Source organism: Pseudomonas sp. O230, from assembly GCF_045447035.1.
GTDB lineage: Bacteria > Pseudomonadota > Gammaproteobacteria > Pseudomonadales > Pseudomonadaceae > Aquipseudomonas.
In genome coordinates this window covers 51947-72965 of sequence record NZ_JBJGXN010000003.1, presented here as the reverse complement: position 1 = coordinate 72965, position 21019 = coordinate 51947, and the positions used below count along the sequence as shown (strand labels likewise).

Here is a 21019-nt window from a genome sequence, read left to right as displayed (position 1 = left end):
TTATAGTAATTCTCATATAGATTTAAAGTATTGCTTCACCTTGCCCGGTAAATAGTCTTGAACTACAGGTGTAACCCTATATGTCCGCGCCTAAATTCCCCGCCGCGTTCCTCGTATAAAGGACAGCTCCCCGTCTCTGTCGGCTTCCCGACAGCGTTCAACTGTTGCCGGATTTCGTGCGCAGGCTGAACGGCGGGCCGATTTCCATTGGCCGGAACCCTGCATGAAACGTCCCCGACAGACCCGACGCGCCCTGCTTGTAGCCCTTTGTCTGATCCCCGTTATCGCCGTGGCTGCCTGGCAGGTCATCCCGCCCGGCCGAGACAAATTCGCCACTGTGCAAGTCAGCCGTGGCGACATCGAAAGCAGCGTCACCGCCCTCGGCACCTTGCAACCTCGACGCTACGTCGACGTCGGTGCACAGGCGTCCGGGCAGATCCAGAACATCCACGTGGAAGTCGGTGACGTGATCAAGGAAGGCCAGTTGCTGGTGGAAATCGACCCGTCCACGCAACAGGCCAAACTCGACGCCGGACGCTTCTCCATCGAAAACCTCAAGGCGCAACTCGAGGAACAAAGGGCACAGCACGCACTGGCCCGGCAAAAGTACCAGCGCCAGCAGAACCTCAAGGCCGGCGGCGCCACCCGCGAAGAAGACGTGCAAACCGCCCAGGCCGAGCTGCGCGCCACCCAGGCGCGTATCGACATGTTCCAGGCGCAGATCCGCCAGGCCCAGGCCAACCTGCGCAGCGATCAGGCCGAGCTCGGCTACACGCGAATCTACGCGCCGATGTCCGGCACCGTGGTCGCACTGGATGCCCGGGTCGGCCAGACCCTGAATGCGCAACAGCAAACGCCGCTGATTCTACGCATCGCCAAGTTGTCGCCGATGACGGTCTGGGCCGAAGTCTCGGAAGCCGACATCGGCCACGTCAAACCCGGCATGACGGCGTGGTTCACCACCCTCAGCGGCGGCAAGCGGCGCTGGAGCAGCACCGTGCGGCAGATTCTGCCGGTGCCGCCCAAGCCCTTGGATCAGACCAGTCAGGGCAGCGGCAGCCCCGCCAGTTCGAGCAAAAGCGGCAGCGCCCGCGTGGTGCTGTACACCGTGCTGCTCGACGTCGACAACGCCGATAACGCACTGATGGCGGAAATGACCACCCAGGTGTTCTTCGTGTCCGCTCAGGCGAAAGACGTGCTCACCGCCCCCATCGCCGCGCTGCAAGGCGGTACGCAACCGAACATTCAGAGCGCCCAGGTCGTCGCCAAAAACGGTCGTATCGAGCAACGTGAGGTGCGCACCGGCATCAGCGATCGCCTGCGGGTGCAGATCCTCGACGGCTTGCAAGAAGGCGATCACCTGTTGATCGGCCCGGTCGACGGGAGTGGCGGCTAAATGCTGACGCCCCTGATCGACCTGCAGGACATTCGCAAATCCTACGGCGGCGGTGATTCACCGCAGGTTCACGTGTTGCGGGGCATCGACCTGTCGATCCATGCCGGGGAATTTGTGGCGATTGTCGGCGCGTCCGGTTCCGGCAAGTCGACGCTGATGAACATCCTCGGCTGCCTCGACCGCCCGACCTCGGGCGAATACCGCTTCGCCGGGGAAAACGTCGCCGGGCTCGACAGTGATGAACTGGCCTGGCTGCGTCGCGAAGCCTTTGGTTTTGTGTTCCAGGGCTATCACTTGATTCCGTCCGGCTCGGCCCAGGAAAACGTCGAGATGCCGGCGATCTACGCAGGCACCCCGGCTGCCGAACGCCACGCCCGCGCCGCCGCCCTGCTCGACCGCCTCGGCCTGGCCTCGCGCACCGGCAACCGCCCGCACCAACTCTCCGGCGGCCAGCAACAACGGGTGTCCATCGCTCGCGCCTTGATGAACGGCGGCCACATCATTCTCGCCGACGAACCCACCGGCGCCCTCGACAGCCACAGTGGCGCCGAGGTCATGACGCTGCTGGATGAACTGGCGAGCCAGGGCCATGTGGTGATTCTCATCACCCACGACCGCGAAGTCGCGGCCAGGGCCAAACGCATCATCGAAATCCGCGACGGGCTGATCATCAGCGACAGCGCCCACAACAACCCCGACGTACAAAGCTCGGCCAACCCCGGCGCGCTGCAAGCCGTCGACTTGCGCAAGCGCCTGAGCGAAGGCGCTGAAGCCACCGGCGCCTGGAAAGGCGAACTGGTGGACGCGGTGCACGCCGCGTGGCGGGTGATGTGGATCAACAGGTTTCGCACCGCCCTGACGCTGCTCGGGATCATCATCGGCGTCGCATCGGTGGTGGTGATGCTGGCCGTCGGTGAAGGCAGCAAGCGTCAGGTCATGGCGCAGATGGGCGCGTTCGGCTCGAACATCATTTACCTCAGCGGCTCGGCCCCGAACCCGCGAACGCCGCTGGGCATCATCACCCTCGATGACGTCGCAGCCGTCGGCAGCTTGCCGCAGGTGACGCGCATCATGCCGGTCAACGGCCAGGAAGCCGGGGTGCGTTTCGGCAACCTCGATCACTTGAGCTACGTTGGCGGCAACGACACAAACTTCCCGGCAATCTTCAATTGGCCAGTGGTCGAAGGCAGCTATTTCACCCAGGAAGATGAGCGCAACGCGGCGGCCGTCGCGGTGATCGGCCACAAGGTGCGGACCAAATTGCTCAAGGACGTGGCCAACCCGATCGGCCAGTACATCCTGATCGAAAATGTGCCGTTCCAGGTGGTCGGCGTGCTCGCGGAAAAAGGCGCCAGCTCCGGCGATACCGACAGCGACGACCGCATCGCCATCCCGTATTCCGCCGCGAGTGTGCGGCTGTTCGGCACCCACAACCCCGAATACGTGGCCATCGCGGCGGCTGATGCGCGCAAGGTCAAAGAGACGGAAACCGCCATCGAGCAGTTGATGTTGCGCCTGCACGACGGCAAAAAGGATTTCGAACTGACCAACAACGCGGCGATGATTCAGGCCGAAGCGCGCACGCAAAACACCCTGTCGCTGATGCTCGGTTCGATCGCCGCGATTTCGCTATTGGTGGGCGGGATTGGCGTGATGAACATCATGCTCATGACCGTGCGCGAACGCACCCGCGAGATCGGCATCCGCATGGCCACCGGCGCCCGCCAGCGCGACATCCTCCGGCAGTTTCTCACCGAAGCGGTGATGCTCTCGGTGGTCGGCGGCCTCGCCGGCATTGCCCTGGCGCTGATCGTCGGCGGCGTGCTGATTCTCAGCGAAGTGGCCGTGGCGTTCTCTTTGATAGCGGTACTCGGCGCCTTCGGCTGCGCCCTGGTCACCGGTGTTGTCTTCGGCTTCATGCCGGCTCGCAAAGCTGCCCGGCTCGACCCGGTCACGGCCCTTACCAGTGAATGATCGATCTATGAAAGCGCCACTCAGCCTGTTGACCCTCTGCGTGTTGCTCAGCGCGTGCGCCAGCCCGGACCCGCGTCCGGACAGTGGCCTGCAGCCGCCGCCCACCTGGCATTCGGCGCACAGTGAAACCGCCGTGTTGCGCAACGCCCAGTGGTGGACGCACTTTGGCAGCCCACAGCTCGATCAATTGATTGAACAGGCCCGTGTCGGCAGTTATGACCTCGCGGCCGCACTGGCGCGCGTTCGTCAGGCCCAGGCGTCGACCGTGATTGCTGGTGGTTCGCTGTTGCCGGAAGTGAAGTCAGCGGTGAACGCCAATCGCCAGAAGCTGATGCGCGGCAACGGCTACAGCCAACTGGACGCCGACGACAGCAACAAGGCGGTGGACTACTTCGACGCCAGCCTCAGCGCCAGTTATGAAATCGATTTCTGGGGTGGCCTGCGCGCCTCCCGCGACAGCGCGCAATGGGGCTTGCGGGCCAGTGAGTTCGATCGCAACACGGTCGAGTTGACGCTGCTCAGCGCAGTAGCCAGCACCTATGCGCAAGCGTTGTCATTGCAGGAACAACAGCGCATCGCGCAGCTCAATCTGGCGAACGCGCAAAAGGTTTTGAACCTGGTACAAACCCGCTTCGACGCAGGCTCGGCCACCGCCCTGGAATTGGCGCAGCAAAAGAGCCTGGTGGCCGCGCAACAACGGCAACTGCCGCTGGTGCAGCAACAAGCCGACGAAGCGCGGATCACCCTCGCCGCCCTCCTCGGCCGCCCCGTTCAAGCATTCAAGCTCGACGATCAGCGCTTCGATGAGCTCAGTTGGCCGGTCATCGGCGTGGGCGTGCCCAGCGACTTGCTCAACCGCCGCCCGGACATCGCTCGCGCTGAAGCGCAGTTGGCGGCGGCACGCGCCGACGTGACCGTGGCCCGGGCGAAAATGCTGCCCACCGTGACATTGAGCGCCCAGCTCGGTTCTGGCGCCGACACCTTCAGCGATGTGCTGCGCAGCCCGTTCTACAACCTCACCGCCGGATTGGTCGCGCCGATATTCAACAACGGACGCCTGAGCGCCGAACGCGACAAAGCCACGGCGCGCCAGCAAGAGCTGCTGGAAACCTACCGTGGCGCGATCATCAACGGCTTTGCCGACGTGGAAAAAGCCCTGACCGGTATTCGCGGACTGGACGCCCAGCGCCAATGGCAGACTGAAGAATTGACTCAGGCGCAAACGGCTTTCGATATTGCGCAAAGCCGCTATCAGGCTGGGGCCGAGGATTTGCTGACGGTGCTGGAAACGCAGCGCACGCTGTACGCCGCGCAAGATCTGAATGTGCAGCTGCGGTTGTCGAGGTTGCAGGCGAGCATTGCGTTGTACAAGGCGCTTGGGGGTGGGTGGCAGGTGCTGTGATTTGCAGCGTTTCTGAGTCCGTCATCGCGGGCAAGCCCGCTCCCACAGGATTTAGGTGTGCCGCAGGATCGGGACACGACAGGTAACCTGTGGGAGTGGGCTTGCCCGCGATTGAACGATAACGCGGTATCTCTGGCTTAACGGGTCATCGGCTTGGCCTTCAGATTCCGCGCATACCACGGCCGTTGCGGCACCTTTCTAAACAGATCTGCCAATTTCTTCTCGTCTTCGCCAAAGGTAATCCGCAGCGCCAGCTTCATGGTTTCCGGGTCCATTTCCACCGATTTGCCCGCCTGCAACCCCGGCGTGGTGTTGCAGCCATGGGTGCTCGGGCCCAGCCACGGATCGTCGATCTCGACCCAGCGCCCGGGCGCAAACCAAGGCACGTCATTGACCTCCAGCCGACTGACTTCCCCCGGATGAAAGCGCTCGTGCGCACGGAACCAGTCTTCGAGCCGGTCGTCGATCCAGCCGTGGAAATGCCAGAACACCGGGTTCACATGGGATGAAAACGGGTCGCCAAGAAAGTCGTTTTCCGCCGCGAACCAACGGGCGGAAAAGTCTGCGGTGTCGCGGGCGAACGGCACGGGCTGACCGTTGGATGGATCGCGGGGCACCGATGCCCAGCGCATGTGCAGCCAGTCATGCAGGCCCAGTTCGACCTCGAAACCGAACTGCCCCAGGGTCAGTTTCGACAAGTAGCGCGGGTCACGGTAGCGCGATTCCCAGACCTGAAAATTACTGTGGTAAGTCTCGGCCGTCTTGAGATCGGCCACCCACTGCGAATATTCGTCATCGTCATCGGCGCGCCAGGCCGGCGGCAGCGCGGTACCGTCGTGGTTGTCGAAGTAACGGGCAAAGCCCTGGCGATCACGCACCAGCTCCGGTTGCGGCAGCGGAAATTGCTGCCAGGACGGCAAGTCTTGCAGGGAGCGCGCGATGCCGAGCATGTGCCGGTGCATAAAGAAAAAGTCGATGCCCGAGCCATTGCGGTCCTTGCGCGGCCCGCGCGCATCGCGCTCCTTGTCCCGCCGCCCCGGCTGCCAGCCGATACCACGCAAGGCGTTGCGCTTGTCTTCGGACAAGGTGTGCCATTTGTCTCGCGAAGCGTGCCAGAGCTGATGGAACAAGCGGTGCTCGGGCGAAATCAGCCACGCCAGCAACGCTGGGCCCAGGCCCGCACGCTCGCGCGCTTCAGGGAACACTTGTTTGACCGCGACGAAACGGTGGTCCTGAGCGGTCAAGGCCAACGGACGATCCAGACGCAGCACGCGCCCACTCAAGGTGCCGCTGCCAGCATTGCCGAATGCGGCCCAGACCTCGTCCAGCGTGAAGGTGAACTCGTAATCCGGCGTCCCGGTCGGGGAGCGGCAATCGATCAAGCGCCAGCTCAGCTCGGTGGTGTCGTTGCCGGCCAGATCACCGAGCACCCGATAGCGCGGCGGCGGCCCGCCACGCAGCGCCTCGAAGGTATCGAGAAAACCGTTGAGCCCACGGCCCTTGTGACCGATATCGAGCAGCAGTTGCAGCCCCTCGCGAGGCAAGCCGTCGAGCCCGGCGTCACGACCCTCGAAGCGAATGTCCCAGACGCCCTGCAAGGTGTTGGCCAACCGCTGCCCGGCCGCATCCGCGACGTCAAATGACGCTTCGCCTGGGGTAATGCTCGGGTCCGCTTTTGTCAGTTGGCGATGCCCGTAATACGCCGCAGGCAGGGCCGCGCCGGTCAGTGCCAGACCCGCCAGGAACCATCGTCGAGAAATCGTCATTGCCCTACCTGGGTCAGCCATGGAGCAGGCTTTATCCAAGCTAGAACGTTTATTACGACGACAAATTTAAAAGCTTCGCGAGCAAGCCCGCACACACCGATTGAGTGAACGCTGAAGATCACCTGTGGGAGCGGGCTTGCTCGCGAAAAGGCCATCAACCTCACTAAATTTCCTGACCAGCCACTCGTTCTTCCCAGATAGCAAAGGCCCCCGCGCCTGCACCCTCGACGGCGAACCTGACTGAGATGGCAATGACAAAACCTCGTTCGAAAAAGGCTCTTTTCATTGGCCTGCCCCTGGCGCTGGCCATCGCCGGCGCGGCCGGGTTTGCGGCTTGGGAGTATTGGCTCAACGACAACCCCGGCTACCCGGTCGCGGTGATGAAACAGGCCGATGAACTGCAAGAGCGCCTCCTCTCGTTCGACAGCCACATCACCGTCCCGATGGATTTCGGCACCGCCGAAAACGAGGCCGACAAGGACGGCAGCGGCCAGTTCGACCTGGTCAAGGCGGCACGCGGTCGCCTGTCCGGCGCGGCGCTGACCATTTTCGGCTGGCCGGAAATCTGGAACGGCGACAACGCCCCGCACCGCCCGACCGCCGGGTTCATCGACGAAGCCCGTCACGAACAGGAAACCCGCTACAAAATCATCAGCACCCTGGTGCGCGACTTCCCCAATCAGGTCGCCATTGCCTACACCCCGGACGATTTCCGGCGCCTGCATGGCGAGGGCAAGTTCGCTGTGTTCATCAGCATGCTCAACGCCTACCCGCTGGGCAACGACGTCAACGCCCTGGACAAGTGGGCCGCGCGCGGAATGCGCATGTTTGGCTTCAGTTACGTGGGCAACAACGCCTGGGCCGACTCGTCCCGGCCGCTGCCGTTTTTCAATGATTCCCGCGATGCATTGGATGGCCTGTCGGAGCTGGGCAAGCAAGCGGTGCATCGCCTGAACGACCTCGGCGTGATCATCGACGTGTCGCAAATGTCGAGCAAAGCGCTGGAGCAAGTCAGTCAATTGAGCCGCGCGCCGATGGTCGCCTCGCACTCGGCGCCCCGCGCGCTGGTGGACATCCCGCGCAACCTCAGCGACAGCGAAATGCAGTTGATCAAGAACAGCGGCGGCGTGGTGCAGATCGTCGGTTTCCCGACCTACATCAAGCCGTTGAGCCAGGCCACCCAGGACAAACTCAACGCCCTGCGTGCGCGTTTCGACCTGCAACCGCTGCAAGGCCTGGAGATGGCGCTGATGCCGGGCGACCCGGTGATCACCGTGTGGTCGGAACAGCGCTTCGGCGAATACGCCAGTCAGCTCTACGGCATCGTCGATGAAGAACCCAAGGCCACCCTCAAGGATTACGGCGACGCCATCGATTATGCGGTGAAAAAAATCGGCATCGATCACGTCGGCATCAGCTCCGACTTCAACGACGGTGGCGGCCTCAACGGCTGGAAAGACGTGAGCGAGGCGCGCAACGTGACCGCCGAACTGATCAGTCGCGGCTACAGCGAAGCCGACATTGCCAAGCTCTGGGGCGGCAACTTCCTGCGGGTCTGGGATCAGGTGCAGAAGTCCTCCAGACCCGTCGCCAAACACTGACATTCACCTTTGCCAAGCGAACCGCATTCATGACCAACCGTCGTACATTCCTCAAGCAGGCCGGTATTGTTGCGGCCGGCATCCCCCTGAGTTCTGCGGTCAACCTGCCCGCGCTCGCCGCCACGCCGGCGCCGCTGCCCAAAGACAAATGGGCGCAGTTTCGCCAGTTGTTCAATCAGGACCCCGACTACCTGCATTTCGCCAATTTTCTGGTGACCTCGCACCCACGGCCGGTGCGCGAGGCGATCGAGATGCACCGCGCCAACCTCGACCGCAACCCCGGTCTGGCGATGGACTGGCATCGTGGCGAAACCGAACGCCGCGAAGAAGAAGTCCGCGTGTGGGCCGGCCGTTACCTGAACGCCAAACCGTCGCAAATCGCCCTGACCGGCAGCACCACCGAGGGCCTGGCAATGATTTATGCCGGTATCCATGTGCGTCCAGATCAGGAAATCCTCACCAGCGAGCATGAACACTACGCGGCCAACAGCGTGTTCGAATTCCGCACGCAAAAGGACGGCACCCAGGTTCGCAAAATCAAATTGTTCGAAGACCCGTACAAGGTTTCGACCGACGAAATACTGGCTTCGATTGCCCGCAACATCCGCCCCGAGACCCGCGTGCTGGGCATGACCTGGGTGCATTCCGGCAGCGGTGTGAAGCTGCCCATCGGCGAGATCGGCAAACTGGTCGCCGAGAAAAACCGCGACCGCGAGGAAAAGGATCGCATCCTGTATGTGGTCGATGGCGTCCACGGTTTCGGCGTGGAAAACCTCGATTTCCCGGACATGCATTGCGACTACTTCATCGCCGGCACCCACAAATGGATGTTCGGCCCACGGGGCACCGGGATCATTTGCGCGCGCTCCGAGGAGATGAAAAACATCACGCCGACCATCCCGACGTTCTCCGAAGCGACCACGTTTTCAACCGTCATGACCTACGGCGGCTATCACTCGTTTGAACACCGCTGGGCGCTGACCGAAGCGTTCAAGTTGCATCTGGAACTGGGCAAGGCCGAGGTGCAGGCGCGCATTCACGAGATCAACAGTTACCTGAAAAAAAAATTGCAGGCGCATCCGTCGGTGGAGCTCGTCACGCCGCTGTCGCCCGAATATTCCGCCGGTTTCACCTTCTTCCGCATCAAGAACCGGGACTGCGAGGAAGTGGCCAATTTCCTGATGGACCAGCGCGTGGTCTGTGATGCCGTCGACCGCGATGTCGGGCCGATCATTCGCCTGTCCCCGGGCCTGCTCAACACCGAGGCGCACATCGACCGCGTCATGGCGCTGTTGGCCAGCAAGCTCTGAAACACTGATTTCCTTTAGCGAGAATGCTCATGAAAAACATCCTGCACAGACTCGGATCGTCGCGCCCACAATGGCGGGCGCTGACCCTGCTGGCGTTGCTCGGCGCCGCGTTGCCCGGCGCCGCCCAGGCCTCCACTGCGCCGCTGCCAGGCAAGGTGTTCAAGGATTGCCGCCACTGCCCGGAAATGGTGGTGCTGCCCGCCGGCACCTTCACCATGGGCACGCCGGAAGGTGAAGTCGGTCGCGAACCCGATGAAGGCCCGATGCACGAAGTGACGTTCGCCAAGCCATTCGCCATGAGCCGGTACCAGATCACCTCCGATGAATGGGACCACTACCTGAAAGAAACCGGGATCACCCTTCCCGATGGCGACACCCGCCCCGGCCGCGAGTGCATCAACAGCAAACCGCGTTATCCACAGGGCCCGCGCCAGCCGGCGGTGTGCATGAACTTTGCCGAGGTCAGCGCGTATGTCGCGTGGCTGTCGCTCAAGACCGGCCAGCACTACCACATCGTCAGCGAGGCTCAGCGCGAATACGCCGCCCGTGCCGGATCAACCGGACCGTTCCCGTTCCCGTTCGATGAGGGCACCGAGTACAGCATCGCCACCCATGCCAATACGTACGGGCCAACCGACGGCTATAGCTACACCTCCCCGGCCGGCAGCTACCCGCCGAACGCCTTCGGTATGTACGACATGCACGGCAACGTCTACGAGTGGATCGCCGACTGCGAACACAGCGATTACATCGGCGCCCCCACCGACGGCAGCGCCTGGGTCGAAGCCAACTGCGAAGCCCTGCAGATTCGCGGCAATGACTGGGGCGAAGCGCCGGTGTTCTCGCGCTCCGGCAACCGCAACAACATCTACCCGCAAACCCGTGGCGACTGGATCGGTTTCCGTGTCGTGCGCGAGCTGCCGTCCAAAGGCTGAGCCCCCTCCCCCTGCGGCCGCCGCCAGTCGGCGGCCGTCTAAATTAAACGCCTGACCACACGTTCTACTGGGTATGCCTCACGACCCAAGGGACCGTCCTCATATGCATCTCCTCAAGACCCACCCCACGCGCGGTGCAATTCATGAATTGTTCACCCTCCTGAAACCGTTCCGGCTGGTGGTCAGCCTGTCAATCATTCTGGGCATGGTGGGCGGTCTGAGCGTGACGGTGCTGCTGGCCACGATCAACAATGCGCTGCATTCGCAAAGTGGCCTGACCCAAGGTGTGGTCGCATTGTTCGGCGGCCTCTGCCTGTTGGCGCTGGCGAGTTCGATCTGCTCGGACATCGGCACCAACTACGTTGGCCAGCACATCATTGCCAAGCTGCGCAAAGAGCTGGGAGAAAAGGTGCTGTCAGCGCCCATCGAACAGATTGAACGCTATCGCAGCCACCGCTTGATCCCGGTGCTGACCCATGACGTCGACACCATCAGCGACTTCGCGTTTGCCTTCGCGCCGCTGGCCATTTCCCTGACCGTGACCCTCGGCTGCATGGGCTACCTGGCGCTGCTGTCGTGGCCGATGTTCCTGATGATGGTGTTGGCGATTGCCATCGGCACCGGCATCCAGTTCTACGCCCAGGGCAAAGGCATCAAAGGCTTCATGGCCGCCCGTGACGCCGAAGACGAACTGCAAAAACACTACAACGCCATCGCCGGCGGCGCCAAGGAACTGCGCATTCACCGGCCGCGTCGCCAGCGCATGTTCACCTCGGGCATTGAGGGCACGGCCGACTTCATCTGCAACACCCAGGTGCGTTCGATCAATACCTTCGTGATCGCCAAGACGCTGGGGTCGATGCTGTTCTTCGTGGTCATCGGCCTCGCGCTGGCCCTGCAATCGTTCTGGCCCAGCGCCGACAAGTCGGTGATGAGCGGCTTCGTCCTGGTGTTGCTGTACATGAAAGGCCCCATCGAGCACTTGGTCGGCACCTTGCCGGTGGTCAGCCGGGCGCGGATTGCCTTCCGCCGCATCGCCGAACTGTCGAGCCAGTTCTCCTCGCCCGAGCCGCACCTGCTGCTCAACGACACCGGCAAAAAACCGGCCGTGGTCAACAGCCTGCAACTGGACAACGTCAGCTATGCCTTCCCCGCCGCACCGGGCAGCGAAGCCTTCTGCCTGGGGCCGGTGAACCTGACCATCGAACAGGGCGACATCATTTTCATCGTCGGCGAAAACGGCTGTGGCAAGACCACGCTGATCAAATTGTTGCTGGGACTTTATGCGCCGCAACAAGGCGAAATCCTGCTCAACGGCGAAGGCATCGATGCGCAGAACCGTGACGACTACCGCCAATTGTTCACCACGATTTTTGCCGACTACTACCTGTTCGATGACGTGGTGCAGGGCGATCAGCACATTCCCGAAGACGCCAACACATACCTGCAACGCCTGGAAATCGCCCACAAGGTCAGCGTCAAGGACGGCAGTTTCACCACCACCGACCTCTCCACCGGCCAGCGTAAACGCCTGGCACTGGTCAATGCCTGGCTGGAAGAACGCCCGGTGCTGGTGTTTGACGAATGGGCGGCCGACCAGGACCCGACCTTCCGCCGGATCTTCTACACCGAGCTGCTTCCGGACCTTAAGCGTCTGGGCAAAACCATCATCGTCATCTCCCATGACGATCGCTATTTCGACACGGCCGATCAGCTGGTGCGCATGGAATCGGGCAGGGTGGTGACGGAGCGAGCGACCGCCTGAGCACCCTTGAATTCAACGACCTCGACGATTTTCGGAGTTTGTTTTCCGGTTTCGCCGGGGTGATGCGTCTAATAATAATTATCATTAACTAAAAAACTGCACACCTTAGGAGCGATTTGAGCAATGCAAAGCCCTACCCTGTCCCGCGCGCCGTTGGCACTGGCAATCGCGCCGCAAAAAAAATTCCGAACAGTCGTGCCGGGTGCGCTGCTGACCCTGTTGCTGCTGGGCACGTCTGAAGTCCAGGCAGCGCCGGTTAACGTCAACGTTCCTGCGCAATCGCTGGCCAGCGCGCTGCAGCAACTGGGTCAACAGACCGATCTGCAGATTCTGTACAGCCAAGACATGGTCAACGGCCTCAAATCGACGGCGGTCTCCGGCAATCTGGAGCCGGAACAGGCACTGAACACGTTGCTGCTGGGGAGCGGCATTACGTTTCAACTGACTGGCAACACCGTGTCGCTGATTCCGGTGGCGGGCAACTCCAGTGCGCTGCAACTGGGCGCGACCGCGATTTCCGGCGTGGCACCGGGGCCGACCACCGAAGGCACACATTCCTACACCTCCGATGAAGTCAGCATCGGCAAGGGCAACATCAAGCTCAAGGACATTCCGCAGTCAGTGTCCGTCGTCACGCGCCAGCGCATGGACGACCAGAACATGAACAGCCTGCAAGACGCGATGCGTCAGGTCACCGGCGTCACCATCAAGACGTACAACTCCGGTTCCAGCCTGAACGACGTCTACATGCGCGGCTTCCTCGTCGATCAGGTACAAGTTGACGGCGTGTCGCAACCGACCGGCCAGGGCGACTTGGGCACCAGCTTCGACCTTGCGATGTACGACCGCGTCGAAGTGTTGCGCGGCCCGTCGGGCCTGTATCAAGGCGCTGGCGAACCCGGCGGCACCATCAACGTGGTGCGCAAACGCGCGCTGAACAAATTCGCCCTCGGCGGCGAACTGGGCGCAGGCTCCTATGACCACTACCGTTCGATGGTTGACGTCACCGGCCCGTTGAACGATCAGGGCACCGTGCGCGGGCGCTTCATCACCGCTTACGAGAACAACAAGTCCTTCGTCGACTCCGCCCAGAACGAACGCCCGATGGTCTACGGTCGCCTGGAATTCGACCTCGACCCATCCACCACCCTGTCGGTCGGTGGCGCCTATCAGCAGAACCACTCCACCCCGGCGTTCGGTTTGCCGGCCTTTGCCGATGGCAAGTTGCTGGACGTGCCGCGCTCGACCTCCGTCGATGCCAAGTGGAACACCCTGAACGAGAAAGTCTGGGAGTCCTTCGCCGAGGTCGATCACGCGCTGGACAATGGGGGTCAGTTCAAGACCACCGTCACCTACCGCGACGCTGAAACGCCGCAGCGAAACTTCACCTGGGCGGACGGTACGGTCGATCCGGCTACGGGTGACAGCTCGGCCGTGGCGTACGACTACTACACCCACATCAAGACCATCGGCGTCGACAGCTTCGTGACCACGCCGTTCGAATTCGCCAATCGCAATCACGAGTTCACCGTAGGCGCCGAGTACCAGCACCTGGACAAGGACTTTGAATACGGTGGCGGCGAGTACTTCCCGATCAACGTCTACAACCCGGGCAGTATCGATATTCCCAAGAATGACTATGAGCGGGTCAACGGTAACTGGTCCAAATCCGACCAATACGGCCTCTACACCCGCGCCAAGTTCAACGTCACCGACTGGCTCGACGTGATCGGTGGCAGCCGGGTGAGCTGGTACGAAAGCGACGCGAAGAACTCCAACGCCTTCTTCAATAGCTTCGGCGAAGCCCACACCAGCATCAACCGCAAGGTCGTGCCGTACGGCGCCATCATCGCCAAGCTGACCCCGGAACTGTCGGCCTACGCCAGCTACACCGGTGTGTTCAAGCCACAAAGCGAGCTCGGCAGTGACCAAACGCCCATTGGTCCGCGCAAAGGCAAGCAATATGAAATCGGCCTCAAGCGCGAATTCTACGACGGCCGCCTGAACGCCAGCGTTGCGATGTTCCGCATCTACGATGAAAACCGTGCGGAGTTCAACGCCGATACGGGTGGAAACGAGGCACAAGGCAAGGCACGCAGCCAGGGCTGGGAAACCGAGTTGAGTGGCAACCTGACCGACAACTGGAGCATCGTCACCGGCTACGCCTTCACCAGCACCAAGTTGGTGAAATCTGACGACGCGACCGAAGGCAATACCTTCAGCACCATCACACCGAAACACAACTTCAACCTGTGGACCAAATACGAATTCGCCGACGGCCCGCTCAAAGACTTCAGCGTCGGCGGCGGTGTGCGCGTAGTCAGCAAGACCTGGTATCAGCGTGATGTGCGCTTCGAACAAAGCGGTTACGGCATTGCCACGGCACAGGTGGGTTACAAGTTCAACGAGAACCTGTCGACCACCCTCACCGGCAACAACCTGTTCGACCGCAAGTACTACGATCGAGTGGATGGGTCATGGGGTACCAACTTCTATGGCGATCCGCGTAACTTGACCCTGACGTTGCGGGCTAACTATTGATGGTTAAGCGAGTTGATTGCTGAACACCACCGGGCCGCTTGCGGCCCGGTTTGGTTTTTGGGGATTGGACTAGAAGCCGACTTGATTCCAACACAGCGCCAGGGGCGCTGCTGGCCAGAATGTTGCCTGCTATCCTCGAACATCTTCCGGAAAATACTGTGGAAGCTTGCAATCCGGCTCACCCGCAATACAGAGCGCACTGCCGGAATCCATATAGTCCTTGTGAGACCCCTGCCCAATGAAGGCGGAACCATCGCCACGGCAATTTGCGCCATCGGCCCCTTCATCCGCACAGTAAGCCGGCTGACCTTCCCACTGGAAAATAACGACCTGTTCAGGGCTCGGATTACCCGCGACGGTGCGGCTCTCGATTTGGCGAGCCTGCGGCGCATCTGCCTGAGTGTTTACTGCCTGAGTTGAGTGTTGGGCATTGGCCTGCGCAGAGCGGTCCCGTTCACCGGCACGTTCGTCCTCTTCGATTCTGGCGACATGCGCATCGAACCGTTGCACCATCCGATCGACGGACTCGACGCCGCCCTTTCCAGAGGGTTCGAACAACGTCCACAGATAGAGTTCATCAGACACGCCATTGATGATCCCCAGTGAATGCTTGCCATCGGTAATCTGGAAAGCAACGATACCTGCAACACCAGCAACACTTTTCAAAAAGCGCTTCGGCACGACGCCGAAAACGATCTTCAGTTGCTTGCCACCAGCGATATCTGCGGTTGCCGCCACGAGTTTGAGACCACTGGACAACTCGACCTGCCGCGCTTCATCGGTGTCCACGTAATCGATATCGACATTGGACAAACGATCATTGTCGTCCAAGGCATCCTCAAGCTCCATGGACGTATCGATGCCCATCCTTTTCAGCATGTTCTCCCGTTGTTCCGGGTCTTGGCCCTTCATCCCGGTCAACGGGATCAGGTCAATGGGAGTCAGCTCTTCGACAGCGTCGATGGCGTTGTTGGAGAACACATAGAACGGAAGATAGAGGGTCAGCGAAACGATCGTCGCGCCGAGCCAAAGCTTAAACAGAGTTCGCATAGAGCGTCCTTGCTTCTTGAGGTTGAAAAGTGTGCCGCCGCCGGAAATCAGCGTCGGCCGGGTAAAACTGGCTTCGCAGTTTGCGAGGTACTGGCTACCTGAGCCATCACTCGAAACAACATCATAATGCCATTACTCAAAATTGTCCGTTCCCCCGAAGTTTTGAGGGGAGCCTTCGCAGGAAGTAGAGTCCATAGGCTGCCTGGATCAGCGCCGAGGCCACCGGCATGAAAGACCTGTCACCTTCATCCATCCCCGACTGCCGGGCTGCAGAGTCAACAATCAACGTGTCGACGACAACCCATCAAGAGCACAACCGTTGGCCTTCTGCGATGGCTTGGCCTGAAGAACCCGGGCGCCGGAGTCCAGATCGAAGATGCTGAGTTGGCAGCCGCCGATTTCATCGGGGCCGTCGGCGATGCCGCCCTTGACAACGTAGCGAGCGCCGGGAGCGAACGCGGTGACGAAATCGACTGTGCAACGTCGATTGCCACTGGCCCAACCCTGCAAAACCAGGTGCAGCGGTTTGCCCGCTTCGACGGCACGAAAACCTTCAGGGCGGGTTGCCTTGTTATCGACCGAGAACAATTGTCCCCCTGGTGTCACCGCCACCGACCTCCCGAACTTACAATCCATAACCGGTGCTTGCGAAAGACTCGCGCCGTTACGACGGTTGTTGGTCACGTCCATTTCACTGCGGATCTGCGCTTGAGGGACGTTGGCGGGAACCACATATTGCGGGGTCTGCACGCAACCGGCGACCAGCAATAAAAAGGAGCTCGCGAAAAGCGGTTTCATGATCGTCTTTGTCCGTTTCAGGGTGAGGTGGGCACTCAACGGGACGATAGACGCAATAAGCGATCCTGCTCAGGGGTGATCGTCCTTGATGATTGCCCGGGCGCAATTGTAGCTGGAACCACGCTTGATATCTGCGGCCCCATCGGATGCCGCGGTGCGGTGTTCGCCCCACTCAAATTCTGCGAGTGGATGTGTCAGACGCGGAGCTGGTTGAATAGCTTTTGCAGAAATACATCGCCCGCCACTGAGTCTGAAAACAAGTAATGCCCAGACCAATTGTCCCAGCCGGCTGCGAGGCTGAACTCAGCACATTGGAAATTTTGGTGAATTTTTTCATCAACGCCTATGACAGGTGAACCCAATCGTTTGAACCCTCGGAGTTTGACCAGGTTTTCAGCTAGCGATAGCCAACAAGAGTCTGACAACTCGTTAAAGCTGAGTGCCAGATGTCCATTAGCTGCCGTGTCGAGAGTTGGATTCATCTACTGCCGTTTAAGGTTTGACGCGAAGGGAATGCCCATACGTGGCTGCGGGCGCGTATTTTAAGTGCCTGATCAAGCTTGAGAACACTTTATTGCGTTAGCAAGCTGTTCGGCTTTGTTGCGCAATTCAACGAGTTTTTCGTTTAGCTCGACATAACCTGGCTTCCAGGAAAGGACGCCATCGTTATAGCTTTGACCAAGAATGAGATCATTTAATGAGCCCATTCCGCCGTAGGCTGACAGTAGATACTCAATCCCAGAGTAATCAGAACCCAGCAATAGTGCCCTTGCCTTACTCATCCAAAAGCGCCAGTGGGTATCTCCATCGCTTTCAAGCAAGGTTGCAAGCTGATCAAGAATGCGGATCAGCTCTTCAGTTTTCGGTCCCATTTCTAGACATCGTCCAAAGTGAAGCGCGGCATGAGCGGGATGATCCGAAACAGTCGTCGTTTTGGCGAACATATACTGAGTAAGCTCCACACCCGATTGAACGCGTTTGTAATGGCGAACACATCGCTGCCATTCTCAAGCACTGCTGTTGTACGTTGCTTTCTCTGCCTCGAAATCATGGAGAGGCCGACCATACGGCTAGCTCATAGCCATCTGGGTCGATGAAGTGGAAACGGCGCCCACCTGGGAACGAGAAAACTTCACGGCTAATCGTAGCGCCTGCTGCCTTGAGCCTGAGCTCGGTACGGTCCAGATCTTCCGCGTAGAGGATGACCAATGGCCCGCCCGTTCGCACAGGTTCTCCTGTAGTGAATCCACCAGTCATACGACCGTCGCTGAACTCACAATAAGTCGGGCCGTAGTCGACGAAACTCCAGTCGAATACGCTCCCGTAAAAGGCCTTGCTTCGAGCTATGTCGACGACATTGAACTCGATGTTGTCGATCTGACGGTCTTTTCCTCGAATGCCCATTGACGCTTCCTTGTCTGATTGGGAGGAAGCGAGTTTAGGGTATTCGGCCATATATGTGTTCATGCACGAGGCTATCACCACCTCTGTGAACTGCTGGAGTTGATGAATGACAGCTTTTGGCCGCTTTGCTCCGATCATCACTGCGGCGACACTTCCCACACCGTTCTCTGGGAACCCCTTTGTAAGTGCTTCAATGGTCGCCGCTAGGGCGTGCTAGTTGTGTAGAAGTAGTGTGAGAGCGTCCGCTGCTGAACTTGCCGCTGACTGGAGCCATTTCTCCAGCCCTCCCCTAAATCCAGGGGAACTACATTGAGTGGACCGCCCATTTGCAGTGGATTTGACCCACCACCTTGTCAACGATTACCGGCAGTGAACGGCAGATGTATCCCTTCTGTTAGCGTCTAGACACTGCTTCTCATTTTTCGTACGTCCTCACCGCAGCGATGAGCATCTGCCGGATATGATCCCTCATGGCAATGGGCTCCAATACCTCTATATCCGCAGCGTTCGCCATAAGAAAGAGTCGCAGCCCTTGAGAGTCGCGAGTGTTGCATGTCAGCAACCACTTGTTCCCGCATGGCTCCAGCTTCTGGTCTTTTTCGAGCGGGTTTTCAGCAAGCCGGTTGTACAGGTTGTTACTTAGACGAAGGCGCGTTAGTTGCGGGGGGGTGTAAACGCTCACAAGGTCTTTCTGTGCTTCGTCTGAAAGAACATCGTAGCCTTCCGGGTCATTGATATTCCGCTTGCCAGGCTCGACCTTTGTGATTCGATGAAGCATGAGCGCGCAAAGTTTATTGGCCCATTGCTGCTGTATTTACCACGCGGCGATTCAGGATCAGGCTCTTTACCTAGCCACTTCTCTTCGACGACATAGGCGGAGAGATAAATGTTGGAGTCTTGGTGGGACAACCCCAGCGGCTTGAGTTGGTAGATGCACTCAACGCCGTCGGCATCGCGAGGAAGGTACCCAACCTCCAAGGGAGTGTCCTTCATGATTGCTGTCTGCAAACGTTTGAGATGTTCGGGGTTGTGCTTACCTGGCTGCAGTACCGTAAATCGGGTTCCGGAGGTAATACGCTTAGTGAAATCCAGCTTTCGTTCGCAGCCGTCCTGCATGGCCAGTTCAGCGTAGTCCCGCAGGCCCTTGAGCTCCTCAGTCGCTGACTGCAGGCCAAAACGTTCGGCGTGCTGGAAGATCGCAGTGAGTGACATTGCGTCTGAAGGTGACAGGACTAGCGAGTGGCTTCGGCCAACCGCTTTCCAGAACAACTCCCTCTTGTCATATTCCCCCTCTTCGGATTCGACGTAGCGAAGTTCTTTCAGCACCTTCAAGTCCCTGCGGGTGGTTCTTTCGTGATGAACATCACTGCCATCACCATTGCGCGAAACCCAGCCGACCAGTCGCTCGTGAAGGTAGGCGGTACTGACCGATTTGCCGGCTGCAAGAAGGATTTGCCGCAAGTAATCACGGCGGTGAGCACGATTTATCATTTTTTTTCGATAGGGACAGGAAGTGACCCTATTTGATTTCATGATGCTCCTCGTTGGCAAGGCAATCACATTGATCACGTCTAACCCCTCACGCGGGGCAGGCGGATGAAGGAGGCATCAATGAGCGACATCGAGATGTTAAAAACGCTGGTGTTTCAGGCCGCGACCGGGGGGATCAACGCAGTTGAACTGCGTCGGCGGGTAATGCAGGAGAAGGTCCACCCAAGCGAGGCTGAATTCCAGTCGATCATTCTGGGGTTACAGGAAGAAGAACGCCTGTGTGGCCAAGAGGTCGACGGTCAGTGGATTTACACCGCCATCGACAAGAACGATCCTGGCTTTACCCCTCTGGAGTACAGCCCACAATTTGCCGAACGGATCATCGCGGCGTCGTGTGGAGAATTCAAAGAGATTGATGTGGATGAGTTGATCAGCGAGCTTGACGACATGATCGCGAAGGCGCGATCACGCAAAAACAATAACGAGTAACCGCCTGCGACTGGGCAAATGTAAGCCAACCTCAGCACTCGCTACCCACTGAAAGGAAGTAGATTCCATGGTTACAGATGTGACGTCTGCCATTAACAACGCCAAACCAGGCATCAAGAAATACTTGGCGCTGATGGATCAAGTGGGGAAGGTGAATGTCTCGACTGACGCAGAGTTTCAGCGAGCCTATAACGGGTTCTATCGAGTACAGCGTCGGCAGGCAACCTGGTATTCCACCTATTACAACCTCATGGAGGAGTTGAAAGGTTCGAAGCCCACCTTTGGTGACGTTCTAGACCGTGTGTACGAAGTAACTGGACGCTACGAACCGTCTTTTTCCAGCAAACTGGTCGCGACGTTATGTGATGACAAGCCTGTATGGGACCAGCACGTCCTTAAAAATATCGGCCAGAAGGCTCCATCCTACGCTTCTCTCACCAAGATTCGTGACGCGAAACTCCGCTACGCGGATATCGAAAACTGGTACAAGATTTTTTTGACGTCCGACAAGGGTATCAATTGGATCAACCAATTTAACGACCTGATACCCGAGCACGGCAAGCTTACCGATCTCAAGAAAGTGGATTTAATACTCTGGCAGATGCGCGACTAGCGTTTTGATTCGATCAGCGCTCGCCTCTCAGCCATTACCCATTCGTGCGAGACGTTCAAACGTGGATCATTGAGCGAAGCTTGCACCTTGGCACGGAGCCAGCGGTCATAGCTGACGGCTTGATCTTCGTTTTCGAACGCTGAAACGATGGGGGAAAATTCGGCGTTCATGGCCTGCTCCCGTGAGATGAAAGCTCCCCCGATCTGCGGCCAGGGGAGCCACCACGCTACACACTGAACTTCCGACCGCTAAGCCTAAAAACACGTCGGAAATTTCCCCAATATTGACTCGATTTGAGCTCGCGCGTAGCAACCGCACAGCCGCTTACTAAAGCGGTTTTGCGTAGCTTGTTTAAGCGGCCTACAAGTTACTTCATGAAAGCTACATCACCTTGCGTCGTTGCCTACAGGTACGCCAGAATCCGCCGGCTTGTGCGTCTTGAGCACGGTCTCTATCGTTTCCCTGCCACTGCAAATCAGTGGTC

General features: G+C 59.4%; 18 protein-coding genes. 10 read left to right on the top strand and 8 right to left on the bottom strand.

The features are described from left to right. The first annotated feature begins 223 nt into the window (after nt 1-223). From ACI77H_RS06680 to ACI77H_RS06670, 3 genes are read left to right on the top strand one after another with little or no spacing between them, the layout of a single operon-like run. Nucleotides 224-1396, top strand: a complete 1173-nt coding sequence (locus ACI77H_RS06680; RefSeq protein WP_407011095.1) for an efflux RND transporter periplasmic adaptor subunit — start codon at nt 224-226, stop codon at nt 1394-1396. Next, complete coding sequence (locus tag ACI77H_RS06675) at nt 1397-3370, top strand: MacB family efflux pump subunit (protein WP_407011094.1); 1974 nt, start codon at nt 1397-1399, stop codon at nt 3368-3370. Between the two features lie 7 nt (nt 3371-3377). Beyond that, entirely contained in the window at nt 3378-4772 is a 1395-nt protein-coding gene (locus ACI77H_RS06670; protein ID WP_407011093.1) for an efflux transporter outer membrane subunit, read from the top strand. A 137-nt stretch (nt 4773-4909) separates the two neighbouring features. Here the strand turns inward: ACI77H_RS06670 and ACI77H_RS06665 are convergent, their stop codons facing one another. Beyond that, complete coding sequence (locus ACI77H_RS06665) at nt 4910-6538, bottom strand: PvdJ/PvdD/PvdP-like protein (RefSeq protein ID WP_407011092.1); 1629 nt, start codon at nt 6536-6538, stop codon at nt 4910-4912. A 251-nt stretch (nt 6539-6789) separates the two neighbouring features. Here ACI77H_RS06665 and pvdM point away from each other — a divergent pair, with 251 nt between their 5' ends. From pvdM to ACI77H_RS06640, 5 genes are all read left to right on the top strand, one after another. Further along, on the top strand, nt 6790-8139 hold the full coding sequence (pvdM, locus tag ACI77H_RS06660) for a pyoverdine-tailoring dipeptidase-like protein PvdM (protein WP_407011091.1): 1350 nt from the start codon (nt 6790-6792) through the stop codon (nt 8137-8139). A 29-nt stretch (nt 8140-8168) separates the two neighbouring features. Continuing rightward, entirely contained in the window at nt 8169-9449 is a 1281-nt protein-coding gene (locus ACI77H_RS06655; protein WP_407011089.1) for an aminotransferase class V-fold PLP-dependent enzyme, read from the top strand. Between the two features lie 29 nt (nt 9450-9478). After that, nucleotides 9479-10384, top strand: coding sequence for a formylglycine-generating enzyme family protein (locus ACI77H_RS06650; protein WP_407011088.1), 906 nt, complete (start codon nt 9479-9481; stop codon nt 10382-10384). Between the two features lie 103 nt (nt 10385-10487). Continuing rightward, entirely contained in the window at nt 10488-12149 is a 1662-nt protein-coding gene (locus ACI77H_RS06645; protein WP_407011087.1) for a cyclic peptide export ABC transporter, read from the top strand. Between the two features lie 123 nt (nt 12150-12272). Next, the gene (locus tag ACI77H_RS06640) at nt 12273-14690 is read left to right on the top strand and encodes a TonB-dependent siderophore receptor (protein ID WP_407011086.1); all 2418 of its coding nucleotides are present in this window, start codon (nt 12273-12275) and stop codon (nt 14688-14690) included. Between the two features lie 129 nt (nt 14691-14819). Here ACI77H_RS06640 and ACI77H_RS06635 read toward each other — a convergent pair whose 3' ends face one another. The 6 genes from ACI77H_RS06635 to ACI77H_RS06610 form a co-directional block, all read right to left on the bottom strand. Continuing rightward, complete coding sequence (locus ACI77H_RS06635; RefSeq protein ID WP_407011085.1) at nt 14820-15740, bottom strand: hypothetical protein; 921 nt, start codon at nt 15738-15740, stop codon at nt 14820-14822. Between the two features lie 282 nt (nt 15741-16022). Further along, nucleotides 16023-16538: a hypothetical protein gene (locus ACI77H_RS06630; RefSeq protein ID WP_407011084.1), complete on the bottom strand. Its 516-nt coding sequence runs from the start codon at nt 16536-16538 to the stop codon at nt 16023-16025. Nucleotides 16539-17092: 554 nt separating this feature from the next. Continuing rightward, nucleotides 17093-17482, bottom strand: coding sequence for a DUF6966 domain-containing protein (locus ACI77H_RS06625; RefSeq protein WP_407011083.1), 390 nt, complete (start codon nt 17480-17482; stop codon nt 17093-17095). Between the two features lie 103 nt (nt 17483-17585). Further along, nucleotides 17586-17942, bottom strand: coding sequence for a VOC family protein (locus ACI77H_RS06620; RefSeq protein ID WP_407011550.1), 357 nt, complete (start codon nt 17940-17942; stop codon nt 17586-17588). Nucleotides 17943-18357: 415 nt separating this feature from the next. Next, nucleotides 18358-18720, bottom strand: coding sequence for a WYL domain-containing protein (locus ACI77H_RS06615; RefSeq protein WP_407011082.1), 363 nt, complete (start codon nt 18718-18720; stop codon nt 18358-18360). After that, complete coding sequence (locus ACI77H_RS06610; protein WP_407011080.1) at nt 18621-19511, bottom strand: helix-turn-helix transcriptional regulator; 891 nt, start codon at nt 19509-19511, stop codon at nt 18621-18623. The genes ACI77H_RS06615 and ACI77H_RS06610 overlap by 100 nt, the downstream gene beginning before the upstream one ends. 42 nt (nt 19512-19553) lie before the next feature. On the opposite strand from ACI77H_RS06610, the gene ACI77H_RS06605 reads away from it, so the two are divergent. Further along, the gene (locus ACI77H_RS06605) at nt 19554-19922 is read left to right on the top strand and encodes a hypothetical protein (protein ID WP_407011078.1); all 369 of its coding nucleotides are present in this window, start codon (nt 19554-19556) and stop codon (nt 19920-19922) included. A gap of 67 nt (nt 19923-19989) precedes the next feature. After that, nucleotides 19990-20535: a hypothetical protein gene (locus tag ACI77H_RS06600; protein WP_150633791.1), complete on the top strand. Its 546-nt coding sequence runs from the start codon at nt 19990-19992 to the stop codon at nt 20533-20535. On the opposite strand, the gene ACI77H_RS06595 is transcribed toward ACI77H_RS06600, so the two are convergent. Beyond that, nucleotides 20532-20705, bottom strand: coding sequence for an antitoxin (locus ACI77H_RS06595; RefSeq protein WP_407011076.1), 174 nt, complete (start codon nt 20703-20705; stop codon nt 20532-20534). The two genes, ACI77H_RS06600 and ACI77H_RS06595, sit on opposite strands and share 4 nt — an antisense overlap. Nucleotides 20706-21019 lie beyond the last annotated feature (314 nt).

What these genes read in the sequence shown, in the direction of transcription:
- ACI77H_RS06680 (WP_407011095.1), top strand. Translation starts at nt 224, where the DNA reads ATGAAACGTCCCCGACAGACCCGACGCGCCCTGCTTGTAGCCCTTTGT.
- ACI77H_RS06675 (WP_407011094.1), top strand. Translation starts at nt 1,397, where the DNA reads ATGCTGACGCCCCTGATCGACCTGCAGGACATTCGCAAATCCTACGGC.
- ACI77H_RS06670 (WP_407011093.1), top strand. Translation starts at nt 3,378, where the DNA reads ATGAAAGCGCCACTCAGCCTGTTGACCCTCTGCGTGTTGCTCAGCGCG.
- ACI77H_RS06665 (WP_407011092.1), bottom strand. Translation starts at nt 6,538, where the DNA reads ATGACGATTTCTCGACGATGGTTCCTGGCGGGTCTGGCACTGACCGGC.
- pvdM (WP_407011091.1), top strand. Translation starts at nt 6,790, where the DNA reads ATGACAAAACCTCGTTCGAAAAAGGCTCTTTTCATTGGCCTGCCCCTG.
- ACI77H_RS06655 (WP_407011089.1), top strand. Translation starts at nt 8,169, where the DNA reads ATGACCAACCGTCGTACATTCCTCAAGCAGGCCGGTATTGTTGCGGCC.
- ACI77H_RS06650 (WP_407011088.1), top strand. Translation starts at nt 9,479, where the DNA reads ATGAAAAACATCCTGCACAGACTCGGATCGTCGCGCCCACAATGGCGG.
- ACI77H_RS06645 (WP_407011087.1), top strand. Translation starts at nt 10,488, where the DNA reads ATGCATCTCCTCAAGACCCACCCCACGCGCGGTGCAATTCATGAATTG.
- ACI77H_RS06640 (WP_407011086.1), top strand. Translation starts at nt 12,273, where the DNA reads ATGCAAAGCCCTACCCTGTCCCGCGCGCCGTTGGCACTGGCAATCGCG.
- ACI77H_RS06635 (WP_407011085.1), bottom strand. Translation starts at nt 15,740, where the DNA reads ATGCGAACTCTGTTTAAGCTTTGGCTCGGCGCGACGATCGTTTCGCTG.
- ACI77H_RS06630 (WP_407011084.1), bottom strand. Translation starts at nt 16,538, where the DNA reads ATGAAACCGCTTTTCGCGAGCTCCTTTTTATTGCTGGTCGCCGGTTGC.
- ACI77H_RS06625 (WP_407011083.1), bottom strand. Translation starts at nt 17,482, where the DNA reads ATGTTCGCCAAAACGACGACTGTTTCGGATCATCCCGCTCATGCCGCG.
- ACI77H_RS06620 (WP_407011550.1), bottom strand. Translation starts at nt 17,942, where the DNA reads ATGGGCATTCGAGGAAAAGACCGTCAGATCGACAACATCGAGTTCAAT.
- ACI77H_RS06615 (WP_407011082.1), bottom strand. Translation starts at nt 18,720, where the DNA reads ATGCTTCATCGAATCACAAAGGTCGAGCCTGGCAAGCGGAATATCAAT.
- ACI77H_RS06605 (WP_407011078.1), top strand. Translation starts at nt 19,554, where the DNA reads ATGAGCGACATCGAGATGTTAAAAACGCTGGTGTTTCAGGCCGCGACC.
- ACI77H_RS06600 (WP_150633791.1), top strand. Translation starts at nt 19,990, where the DNA reads ATGGTTACAGATGTGACGTCTGCCATTAACAACGCCAAACCAGGCATC.
- ACI77H_RS06595 (WP_407011076.1), bottom strand. Translation starts at nt 20,705, where the DNA reads ATGAACGCCGAATTTTCCCCCATCGTTTCAGCGTTCGAAAACGAAGAT.